The organism is Pseudomonas sp. GW821-FHT03E01 (assembly GCF_059420765.1).
Window position 1 is genome coordinate 121046 of sequence record NZ_JBWKUI010000011.1, and the last position, 11464, is coordinate 132509.

Genomic DNA, 11464 nt, shown 5'->3' on the forward strand with positions numbered 1-11464 from the left:
TCTTCACTGTATTGTATAAATAGGGAAGAGGGCGCCTGGCCTGCTTTTGGCTCAGTGATGGCCTTTTACTCTTCCCGCTGTCACCTCGTTGAGGGCGACGTTATTCGTTGTTTGTCGGCGCCCCTCGATTCCTTGCGAGCGGTGGTATTGGGCTGTTTATTATTGGGAAGCCGTAATGATTGGCATAAAGAGCATTGCGAGCTACGTTCCTGTAGCCGGCGTGGACAATTACGCACAAGGTGCAAAATTCGAGAAGGATGAAGAGTTCATCCTGGGCAAGATCGGTTCGGCTTTCCTGCCGCGCAAAGACGCCGGGCAAGAAACCTCGGACCTGTGTGTCGAAGCAGTCAACGCGCTGTTCGCCAACAACCCTGAATTGAAGCGTGAAGCCATCGACGTGCTGATCGTCGTGACCCAGAACGGCGACGAAGAAGGCCTGCCGCACACCGCCGCCATCGTTCAGGACAAGCTGGGCCTGCCGACGACCGTGGCCGCGTTCGATATCTCCCTGGGCTGCTCCGGTTACGTCTACGGCATCTACGCCATCAAGGGCTTTATGGAAGCCGCAGGCCTGAAGAATGGCTTGCTGGTGACCGCCGATCCGTATTCGAAGATCGTCGACCCGGAAGACCGCAACACCACCATGTTGTTCGGCGATGCCGCCACCGCCACCTGGATGGGCGAAGACGCTCCATGGCAGTTGGGCAAGGCCAAGTTCGGCACCGACGGTTCCGGTGCGCCGCACCTGAAGGTCACCGACGGGGTGTTCTTCATGAATGGCCGTCAGGTCTTCAACTTCGCGCTGCTCAAAGTCCCTGCGCATTTGCACGAGCTGCTGGGCGACTCGGGTCTGACGGCCGACGATATCGATGCCTTCTGCATTCACCAGGGCAGTGCGGCGATTGTCGATGCCGTGGCGCGACGCTTCGAAGGCGAGCCCGAGAAGTTCCTCAAGGACATGGTCGAGACCGGTAACACCGTGTCGTCGAGCATTCCATTGCTGCTGGAAAAACACGTGCTCGATTCCAAGTGGAAGCGTGTGGCACTCAGCGGTTTTGGTGTTGGTTTGTCCTGGGGTTCGGCGATCATCTATCGCCCTTGATCTTCTAAAAGCCGGACACAAAAAAAGCGCTCAAGGTGTAACCTTGAGCGCTATTTTTTTGCCCGAATCACAGCGAGGCGCCATGAGCGAGTTTTTTCAACCCAACGCCGAACTCATTCAGCGTCGCTGGCCGGCCGTGGCTGAGCGTCTGCTGTCTGAAGATCCGGGCCCGTTGCAGGCCGATCTGGTGGAAGGGCTCGGCTCGACCCTGAGCATCAACGGCATTCAGTTGACCAGTCGCCATGACCGTACCCGCGAAGCGCAGCTTCAAGCCGCAAGCCTGCCGGTCGACAGTCCGGTGTTGCACGTTTACGGCACGGGGCTGGGTGATCTGCAACTGGAGCTGCTGCAGCGTTCGGGGCTGATTCGGCTGCATGTTCATATCCTTAGCGGCGCAGTGTTTGCGCTGGTGCTGCAATTGCTCGATCAGCAGCCATGGCTCAGCGATTCGCGGGTCGAGCTGCACTACGCCGGTGATTTGGCTGAGATTTGTCTGCCGTTCTTTGCCCTGCCTTCGGAGCTGGTGCTGGCCGATGACTTCAACGCGAAGATCCGCGACCGCTTGATCAGCGAAACCCATCTGACGTTCAACAACCGTGAGTTCGATCCGGACAATCCGGAAATAGCGACGCGCCTGCTGGAAAGTGTCGAACAGATCCGCGTCGATAGTGACGCCGCACAATTGTTCGCAGCACACGCTGGCCAGCCGATGTTTGTCATCGCCACCGGGCCGAGCCTGGAACAGCACTTCGTGACCTTGCGATCAATTCGCGGCCAGACCCCGCGACCACTGTTCGTTTGTGTCGATACCGCTTATAGGCCGCTGATCGAGAGCGGTATCAAGCCGGATGTGGTCGTCACGATCGATCAGCGTATCTCGCAGCGCCATCTGCCGCCCGAGGACAGCGCAAACATCACGCTGGTCTACATGCCGCTGGTGGCTCCTGCGGTCTTGCAGGCCTGGCAAGGCAAACGCTATGTCGCTTACTCGGCAAGTCCGATTTTTCGGGTTCTGCGCGAGCTGCTCCCACGGGCAGGGCTGTTTGCAGGCGGCAGCGTGATTCATCCGGCGGTGGACCTGGCGGTGAAAATGGGCGCCAGTCAGATCACGCTGTTCGGGGCTGACTTCGCGTTCCCCAACAACAAGACCCATGCCGGCTGGAATGACGGTGACCTTGGTCCGCAATTGGGCGCGGCTCGTCATTGGGTGTTGGATGGGCATGGGCAGCGGGTCAAGACCCAGCTCAATTTCCGCAGCTACCTGTGTGAGCTGGAGCGCTATATCGCTGCGAATCCACATGTCGTCTTCTACAACAGCAGTCGAGCCGGGGCCATGATTGCCGGCACGACATTTCATCCGGAGTTCAGTCGATGAGCGAAGTGCTACTCGTTGATCAGGCCCGGCAATGTTCAGCGTTGTTTCGCCTGGGAAGGGATGTCGAGGCGGCGCTGGTCATGGTCGAGGTGGCGGAGCAGGTGCAGTCGCGGGTCGGCGGGGCCGAGAGCCAGATCGCGGCCCGGTGGACGGCATTACTGACAGGTATGCTGGATAGTCAGGAACGACAGGACTGGCTGGCGCTGGCGGATTACCTTGAATACGAACTGGTCGATTTGCTGGTGGCTGTCAATTCTGCGTAATGCCGTGGCAGATCAGCGGGAGCGGGGCTGTAAGAAAGGGTTGTGGCAGTTCTCTGGCGTCATTTTTTGGTGGTTGGATCGTCGCTAAGCCTCGGTTTTACAGGGGGTGGCAGGGTGATGGCAAAAAATTTCAAAAATCCCCTCAAGCAACCTGCATTGGCGACGATAACTATTACGAAGGTTCTCTAGGCCATACCGGGCGGTTGCCAGGGCCGGAAGCCGCAGTACCCAACCAACGAGGAATTCGTCATGGCTTTAACAGTAAACACTAACACTACTTCCCTGAGTGTTCAGAAGAACCTGAACCGTGCGTCCGACGCACTGTCGACTTCGATGACCCGCCTGTCCTCCGGCCTGAAAATCAACAGCGCCAAAGACGACGCCGCCGGCCTGCAGATCGCTACCCGTATGACTTCGCAGATCCGTGGTCAGACCATGGCTATCAAAAACGCCAACGACGGTGTTTCGATCGCTCAGACCGCTGAAGGCGCTCTGCAAGAATCGACCAACATTCTGCAGCGTATGCGTGAAATCGCCGTGCAATCGCGCAACGACTCCAACGGTACTGCTGACCGTACCGCTCTGGACAAAGAATACCAACAGTCGATCGCTGAACTGACCCGTATCGCTCAGTCGACCAACCTGAACGGTAAGGCGCTGATCGACGGTACTGCTGGTGCAATGCAGTTCCAGGTAGGTTCGAACACTACTTCCGACAACCAGATCACTCTGACCCTGTCGACCAGCTTCGACGCCAGCGCCCTGGGCATGACCGGTACCACCATTTCCGGCGTTTCCAACACTGCTAACCACAGCTCTGTTGATGCTTCTATCTCGGCTATCGACGCTGCTCTGGCAAACATCAACGCCACTCGCGCTGACCTGGGTGCTGCTCAAAACCGTTTCTCGACCACCATTTCCAACCTGCAAAACATCAACGAAAACGCCAGTGCTGCACTGAGCCGCGTACAAGATACCGACTTCGCTGCTGAAACTGCACAGCTGACCAAGCAACAAACTCTGCAACAAGCTTCCACCGCAGTTCTGGCTCAAGCCAACCAACTGCCATCCGCTGTACTGAAACTGCTTCAGTAATAGCCGATGAGTTTTGGCGGGGGAGTGCGCTTGTCGCGCTCTCTCGCTTTTTAATTTAAGAGGTGGTGGACATGGATATGAGCGTCAAGCTGAACTTGTCTTATCCTGCGGCCCAGCAGGCGACGACTGTTGCCGACAAGCCTGCGGAAAAGCCTCGAGCGGAAACTGCGCCAGCGGTTGCCGTCAAGGAAGAAGGTAAAAAAGACCAGACCGAGCAGGAAAAACTGAAGATGGCCGTCCAGGAAATCGAAAAGTTCGTTCAGTCGGTCAAGCGCAACCTGGAGTTCTCGATTGATGAGCCTTCAGGCAAAGTTGTGGTCAAAGTGATTGCCAGTGACTCCGGTGAGGTGGTTCGTCAAATCCCCAACGAAGAAGTCCTTAAGCTGGCGAACAGTTTGAATGATGCAAGCAGCCTGTTGTTCAGCGCCAAAGTCTGACAACTGGCACGAATTTTGTTGCTATGTTCTTTTGGGCGTTGTAGTGGTCAAAAGGCCGGCGACACACTGAAGGGAGTTCCACATGGCAAGTCCAATTCTACCGGGCACGGGCTTAGGTTCCGGTATTAATACCGGTGATATCGTCAAGGCTCTGGTCAACGCCGACAAGGCGGCCAAGCAGAATCAGATCGATCGTCAGACGACCACCAACACTGCGCAGATTTCCGGTATTGGTACTCTCAAAAGTGTCCTGGCGAACTTCCAGGCTGCGATCAAGAAGCTGCAAGATACGCAGGCTCCGCAATTCCTCGGCTACAACGCCACTTCCGCCGACGCGAAAGTATTGACCGCTGTGGCCAGCAACACCGCCGTCAACGGCTCTTACGTGGTCAAGGTCTCTAACCTTGCGACCTCGTCCAAAGTGGCCACCGCAGCCTTTGCCGGCGGCGCCAGCAGTGCCATTGCGAGCGGCACGCTCAATATCACGCAAAACGGCGTATCCAGTTCTGTCACCATTCCGGCGGGCGCGACGTTGCAATCGGTTCGCGATGCGATCAACACCCAGCAGGGCGCGAATGGCTTCAGTGCCAACATCGTGACTGACTCGTTTGGCTCGCGTCTGGTGATGGGTTCCACGGCGACCGGTGCCGGTTCCGATATCACCCTCAGCGGTATTGCGGGTCTGGAAATCAATGCCGGCCAGCAAATGGGCGCAACACCGACAGCGACTTCGGCTGGTGCTATCGGCGATTTCGCGAAGGACGCCAATTTCACCGTGGACGGGCTCGCGCTGACCAGCAAAAGCAACAAGGTTGACTCGGCTGTTTCTGGCTTGACCCTCAATCTGGTCGCCGGTGGTGATGTAACCACGACGGTGACGGTCGGTCCGAACAGTGATGGTCTGAAAAAGTCCATTCAAGCTTTCGTCGACGCTTATAACCAGGTTGTGACCAGTGTAAATACGTTGACCAAGCCATCCCTGGATGCAGACGGCAAGCTGACCGTTGCTGCTGCACTGACCGGTGACCCATTGGCGCGCGGTATCATGGCATCGATTCGTTCACCGTTGGTGACTACCGGTGCTGGCGACAAGCTCACTGTTCTGTCGCAATTGGGTATCACCACCAATCAGAAAACCGGTGCGCTGGATTTCGATAGCGCCAAGTTCACCAATGCGATGGACACCCAGAAGCTCGGTGGTGAGGTTCAGAAGCTGTTCCTGGGCGATCCGACGGCGACTGGCGATGCCGCCAAGGGGCTGCTCACGCGCATGAACGATGCCATCACCCCTTACACGATCACTGGCAGTGAGGGGATCCTCGACACCCGTTCGAGCAACCTGTCCAAGGCCAAGAGCAATCTGGCCAACCAGCAGGCAGCCCTGGATCGTCGGGTCGAGACGCTGACGGCGGTGCTGACCAAAAAGTACAACGACATGGATACCCTTGTCGGCAAGCTGAAGGCAACGGCGAGCAATATCACTTCGATGTTCGACGCGATGAATGCGCAGAAAAACGCTTCATAGCGCATAAACGCCAAAAGCCCGGCAGCGGATTCCGCTTGTCGGGCTTTTTTAGTTTCGGGCTAAAGATTTTTGACGCTATGTCGATAGCCTGATTATACGAATCACAGAGTTTAGATGAGGTACAGCATGAACCCGATGTTAGCCCTTCGGCAGTACCAGAAGATTGGCGCGCAAGCCCAGACTTCCGAGGCCAGCCCTCATCGTCTGGTGCAAATGCTTATGGAAGGCGGTCTGGATCGCATCGCTCAGGCTAAAGGCGCCATGGAGCGCAAGGATGTCGCCAGCAAGGGTGTTCTAATCGGCAAGGCCATCGGCATTATCGGTGGTTTGCGAGAGGGATTGGACCTGGAGAAGCAGGCGGAGTCCGTTGGTGAGTTGGACAATCTCTATGCTTACATGATGAAACGCCTGGCAGAAGCCAACCTCAAGACCGATCCGAAAATCCTCGACGAAGTTGCCGATTTGCTTCGCACGGTGAAAGACGGTTGGGATGCTATTGGCGCACCTGCTCCCCAGTTTTAAGGAGATCACCATGAGTCTTGTATTGCAGCGAATCGAACAAACCCGGGACGCCCTGGTCGAGGCATTGGCCGAGCGTAACTGGGAAGCCATCGGTGAATTGGACCTGGCTTGCCGTTCCTGCATGGAAGACGTCTTGAGTGAAGCTTCGGTGGACGAGGCCGCGTTGCGCGAAAACCTGGAGGAGTTGCTGGGGGTGTATAAACAGCTCCTGGAAGCGGCGACGGGGGAGCGACAAGCGATAGTCGACGAGATGTCGCAGATCCACCAAGCACAGAACGCGGCAAAGGTTTACCATCTGTTTGGTTAATTAACCCTCAGTTAATCCAAACATAGTGCGCCATAAATTTGACTGTGCACGGTTTTTTGACTTAACTAGTGGCTGGTTCCAGATTTCAGGCGTCTACAGGCACAACGTGTCTGCAAGCGTCTAGCTTGCCCCTCATTTTGGGCATTGAGTTGACTAGGGAAGTTGCTATTGCATGTGGCGTGAAACCAAAATTCTGCTGATTGATGACGATAGCGTCCGCCGCCGCGATTTGGCGGTGATTTTAAATTTTCTCGGCGAAGAAAATTTACCCTGTGGCAGCCATGACTGGCAGCAGGCGGTCGGCTCTCTGTCATCAAGTCGTGAAGTAATCTGTGTCCTCATCGGGACGGTAAATGCTCCTGGTGCACTTTTGGGCCTGTTAAAGACACTCTCAACCTGGGATGAGTTCCTTCCAGTTTTGTTAATGGGCGATAATTCTTCCATTGACTTGCCGGAAGACCAGCGTCGCCGAGTGCTTTCGACGCTCGAAATGCCGCCCAGCTACAGCAAACTGCTCGATTCGTTGCACCGTGCCCAGGTCTATCGCGAGATGTATGACCAGGCCCGTGAGCGCGGTCGTCACCGTGAACCGAATCTTTTCCGCAGCCTTGTCGGCACCAGCCGGGCGATTCAACACGTCCGTCAGATGATGCAGCAAGTCGCCGACACCGACGCCAGCGTGCTGATCCTCGGTGAGTCCGGCACTGGCAAGGAAGTGGTCGCGCGCAATCTGCACTACCACTCCAAGCGTCGTGAAGCGCCGTTCGTTCCGGTCAACTGCGGGGCGATTCCGGCCGAGTTGCTGGAAAGCGAATTGTTCGGTCACGAGAAGGGTGCCTTCACCGGGGCGATCACCAGCCGTGCCGGGCGTTTCGAGCTGGCCAACGGCGGTACGCTGTTCCTCGACGAAATTGGCGACATGCCGTTGCCGATGCAGGTCAAGCTGTTGCGCGTCTTGCAGGAGCGCACGTTCGAGCGCGTGGGCAGCAACAAGACCCAAAGCGTCGATGTGCGGATCATCGCGGCAACCCACAAGAATCTCGAAAGCATGATCGAGATCGGCACGTTCCGCGAAGACCTCTACTATCGCCTGAACGTGTTCCCGATCGAGATGGCGCCGTTGCGTGAGCGCGTCGAAGACATCCCGTTGCTGATGAACGAGTTGATCTCGCGCATGGAGCACGAGAAGCGCGGGTCGATCCGGTTCAACTCGGCGGCGATCATGTCGCTGTGCCGTCACGGCTGGCCGGGCAACGTTCGCGAGCTGGCCAACCTGGTGGAGCGCATGGCGATCATGCACCCGTACGGGGTGATCGGCGTGGTCGAGTTGCCGAAGAAATTCCGCTACGTCGATGACGAAGACGAGCAGTTGGTCGACAGCCTGCGCAGTGATCTCGAAGAGCGGGTGGCCATCAACGGTCATACCCCGGACTTCACCGCCAATGCGCTGCTGCCGCCGGAAGGCCTGGACCTGAAAGACTACCTCGGCGGTCTGGAGCAAGGGTTGATTCAGCAGGCGCTGGATGACGCCAACGGCATTGTGGCGCGGGCGGCCGAACGGCTGCGTATTCGTCGCACGACCCTGGTGGAGAAGATGCGCAAGTACGGCATGAGTCGTCGAGATGGTGATGAACAGGCGGATGATTGACGCCTGTTTTTCAACCCCTTCATTTATAGGCAGTTTTTTTTAGGCACGGGTATTGCTACGTCCCTCGCAACGTTCCGTTTAACTGACGGTCACCACGCGAGAGAGCACAATGCCCCAAGCCGCCCAGATGTCTCCTGTCCCTGATGTTTCGGGGCAACCGTCGTCCGTAGAGCAGGCAAGCCGGCTTGGCCTTGAGCAGGCGTTTGCGCTGTTCAACCAGATGTCGAGCCAATTGACCGATTCCTACAGCATGCTCGAAGCCCGGGTCACCGAGCTCAAAGGTGAGCTGGCGGTGGTCAGCGCCCAGCGCATGCAGGAGTTGGCGGAAAAAGAGCGTCTGGCCAACCGGCTGCAAAACCTCCTCGATCTATTGCCCGGCGGCGTCATCGTCATCGACGCCCAAGGCATCGTGCGTGAAGCCAATCCCGCTGCGTGTGAGCTGCTCGGCTTACCCCTCGAAGGCGAGTTGTGGCGCCAGGTCATTGCGCGATGCTTTGCGCCGCGCGAAGACGACGGTCACGAAATCTCCCTCAAGGACGGTCGGCGCCTGTCGATCGCTACCCGCTCGCTGGATGCCGAACCCGGTCAGTTGGTGTTGCTCAACGATCTGACTGAAACCCGTCATCTGCAAGATCAACTGGCCCGCCATGAGCGCCTGTCGTCGCTCGGTCGCATGGTCGCCTCGTTGGCCCATCAGATTCGTACGCCGTTGTCCGCCGCGTTGCTCTATGCCAGTCATTTGACTGAGCAGGAACTACCGGTCGCCACGCAGCAGCGTTTTGCCGGCCGCCTGAAAGAGCGACTGCATGAGCTGGAACACCAAGTGCGCGACATGCTGGTGTTCGCTCGCGGTGAGCTGCCGTTGACCGATCGTGTTACTCCAAAAATGCTGATGCAGTCGCTGCAAGCGGCGGCGCTGACTCTTGTTCAGGATCTGCCGGTGCGCTGGCAATGCGACAGTCATGCCGGTGAGTTGCTGTGCAATCGCGATACGCTGGTCGGAGCGATCCTCAATCTGATCGAAAACGCCATTCAGGCCAGCGCCGGCGACGTCCGTTTGAAAGTTCATCTGTATACCCGCGACAACAACCTGCGCGTATCGGTCAGCGACAGCGGCAGTGGTATCGACACGAAGGTATTGGCACGTTTGGGCGAGCCGTTTTTCACCACCAAAACCACCGGCACCGGTCTGGGGCTGACCGTGGTCAAGGCAGTGGCCCGTGCTCATCAGGGAGAATTGCAGTTGCGTTCGCGGCCGGGTCGCGGCACTTGCGCGCAGGTGATCCTGCCGCTTTTCGCGGGTGAGCAGTCCAGCGCTCAGGGAGTGAAGTGAAGGATATGACCATCAAGGTTTTACTGGTCGAGGACGATCGCGCGCTACGGGAAGCACTGGCCGATACGCTGGTGCTTGCCGGACACGCTTACAAGGCGGTCGGTTCGGCGGAAGAGGCGCTGGCTGCGGTTGGCGCCGAGGCATTTAGCCTGGTGGTCAGTGACGTCAACATGCCGGGCATGGACGGTCATCAGCTGCTTGGATTGCTGCGGGCTCGTCAGCCGCAACTGCCGGTGTTGTTGATGACCGCTCACGGTGCGGTCGAACGTGCGGTCGACGCCATGCGTCAAGGCGCGGCGGATTACCTGGTCAAGCCGTTCGAGCCCAAAGCCTTGCTCGACCTGGTGGCGCGTCACGCCTTGGGCAATCTCGGGGCGACCGAGAGCGAGGGGCCTGTGGCGTTCGAGCCGGCCAGTGCGCAATTGCTGGAATTGGCCGCGCGCGTGGCGCGCAGTGATTCCACGGTGTTGATCTCCGGTGAGTCCGGGACCGGCAAGGAAGTGCTGGCGCGTTACATCCATCAGCACTCCCATCGCGCCAGTCAGCCATTCATTGCGATCAACTGCGCAGCTATCCCGGACAACATGCTTGAAGCCACTTTGTTCGGTCACGAAAAAGGTTCGTTCACCGGCGCCATCGCGGCGCAGGCCGGCAAGTTCGAGCAGGCCGATGGCGGGACGATCCTGCTCGATGAAATTTCTGAAATGCCCCTCGGCCTGCAGGCCAAGTTACTGCGCGTATTGCAGGAGCGCGAAGTCGAACGAGTCGGCGCACGCAAGCCGATCACGCTGGATATTCGAGTGGTCGCTACCACTAACCGTGACCTGGCCGGTGAAGTGGCGGCGGGGCGTTTCCGCGAAGATCTTTACTATCGCCTGTCGGTGTTCCCGTTGGCCTGGCGTCCGCTACGTGAACGCACCGCCGACATCCTGCCGCTGGCCGAGCGCCTGCTGGCCAAACACGTCAATAAAATGAAGCATGCCGCGGCAAAGCTTTCGCCCGAGGCGCAGGCCTGCCTGATCGGCTATCCGTGGCCGGGCAACGTGCGTGAACTGGATAACGCGATCCAGCGGGCCTTGATTCTGCAGCAGGGCGGTTTGATCCAGCCGCAGGATTTTTGTCTGGCCGGGCCCGTGGCGTGTGCGCCATTGCCAGCATTGGCGCCGGCGCCTGCACGAGCAGTGGAAGTCGAAGTCGAATCGGCGGGCGCCCTCGGCGATGACCTGCGGCGCCGTGAGTTCCAAATGATCATCGACACCTTGCGCGCCGAGCGCGGCCGCCGCAAAGAAGCCGCCGAGCGACTGGGCATCAGCCCGCGCACCTTGCGCTACAAGCTGGCGCAGATGCGCGATGCCGGAATGGATGTGGAAGCGTATTTGTTCGCCACGTAACGGTCGGCAAACAAAAGCACAGGAGAGCTTTTGTTTAGAGCGGCCACGGAGCTGGCACCCTTGTTGCTAACACCTCACTACTCGCCGAGTGAGTGTCAAAAAATTGCGAGTAGCCAAAGAGAGCAGACCATGAGCCAAGGTATTGAATTCAACCGGTTGATGCTGGATATGCGCGCCATGCAAATGGATGCCATGTCTGCGCCGAAATCGACTGCCGCAGTCCCTGAAGTGGGTGGCAGCAGCTTTGCCGACATGCTCGGTCAGGCCGTCAATAAAGTGAACGACACCCAGCAGGCGTCCAATCAGTTGGCCAGTGCCTTCGAGATCGGTAAAAGCGGCGTCGACCTGACGGACGTGATGATTTCCTCACAGAAGGCCAGCGTGTCTTTTCAGGCACTGACCCAAGTGCGTAACAAGCTGGTTCAGGCTTACCAAGACATCATGCAGATGCCGGTTTAAGGACGAG

12 protein-coding genes are annotated in these 11464 nt (G+C 58.0%); all 12 read left to right on the forward strand.

Translation table 11 applies throughout. From position 1 onward, the window contains the following. Positions 1–175: 175 nt before the first annotated feature. The 12 genes from AC07VO_RS19360 to fliE all read left to right on the forward strand — a co-directional run bounded on the left by AC07VO_RS19360 (position 176) and on the right by fliE (position 11457). Positions 176–1102, forward strand: coding sequence for a ketoacyl-ACP synthase III (locus AC07VO_RS19360; RefSeq protein WP_018925031.1), 927 nt, complete (start codon positions 176–178; stop codon positions 1100–1102). Positions 1103–1184: 82 nt separating this feature from the next. Next, positions 1185–2477, forward strand: coding sequence for a motility associated factor glycosyltransferase family protein (locus AC07VO_RS19365; protein ID WP_086945872.1), 1293 nt, complete (start codon positions 1185–1187; stop codon positions 2475–2477). Next, the gene (locus tag AC07VO_RS19370) at positions 2474–2740 is read left to right on the forward strand and encodes a hypothetical protein (protein ID WP_086945871.1); all 267 of its coding nucleotides are present in this window, start codon (positions 2474–2476) and stop codon (positions 2738–2740) included. The genes AC07VO_RS19365 and AC07VO_RS19370 overlap by 4 nt, the downstream gene beginning before the upstream one ends. A gap of 249 nt (positions 2741–2989) precedes the next feature. Then, a complete protein-coding gene (locus tag AC07VO_RS19375) occupies positions 2990–3835 on the forward strand; it encodes a flagellin domain-containing protein (protein ID WP_086945870.1) in 846 nt (281 codons plus the stop codon). Positions 3836–3906: 71 nt separating this feature from the next. Further along, entirely contained in the window at positions 3907–4272 is a 366-nt protein-coding gene (locus AC07VO_RS19380) for a flagellar protein FlaG (protein WP_086945869.1), read from the forward strand. Positions 4273–4354: 82 nt separating this feature from the next. After that, entirely contained in the window at positions 4355–5797 is a 1443-nt protein-coding gene (gene fliD, locus AC07VO_RS19385; protein WP_064619490.1) for a flagellar filament capping protein FliD, read from the forward strand. Between the two features lie 126 nt (positions 5798–5923). Further along, positions 5924–6319 (forward strand): flagellar export chaperone FliS, encoded by a 396-nt coding sequence (gene fliS, locus AC07VO_RS19390; protein ID WP_064619487.1) that lies wholly within the window; start codon positions 5924–5926, stop codon positions 6317–6319. A 10-nt stretch (positions 6320–6329) separates the two neighbouring features. Beyond that, positions 6330–6626, forward strand: a complete 297-nt coding sequence (fliT, locus tag AC07VO_RS19395; RefSeq protein WP_086945868.1) for a flagellar protein FliT — start codon at positions 6330–6332, stop codon at positions 6624–6626. A gap of 172 nt (positions 6627–6798) precedes the next feature. Beyond that, the gene (locus AC07VO_RS19400) at positions 6799–8274 is read left to right on the forward strand and encodes a sigma-54 dependent transcriptional regulator (RefSeq protein ID WP_026345697.1); all 1476 of its coding nucleotides are present in this window, start codon (positions 6799–6801) and stop codon (positions 8272–8274) included. Positions 8275–8401: 127 nt separating this feature from the next. Then, positions 8402–9607: a sensor histidine kinase gene (locus tag AC07VO_RS19405; RefSeq protein ID WP_173861127.1), complete on the forward strand. Its 1206-nt coding sequence runs from the start codon at positions 8402–8404 to the stop codon at positions 9605–9607. Positions 9608–9612: 5 nt separating this feature from the next. Further along, positions 9613–10998 carry a sigma-54-dependent transcriptional regulator gene (locus AC07VO_RS19410; RefSeq protein ID WP_086945866.1) on the forward strand — a complete coding sequence of 462 codons (1386 nt, stop codon included), beginning with the start codon at positions 9613–9615 and terminating at the stop codon, positions 10996–10998. Between the two features lie 129 nt (positions 10999–11127). Beyond that, positions 11128–11457 carry a flagellar hook-basal body complex protein FliE gene (gene fliE, locus AC07VO_RS19415; protein WP_018925042.1) on the forward strand — a complete coding sequence of 110 codons (330 nt, stop codon included), beginning with the start codon at positions 11128–11130 and terminating at the stop codon, positions 11455–11457. The last annotated feature ends 7 nt before the right edge of the window (positions 11458–11464 follow it).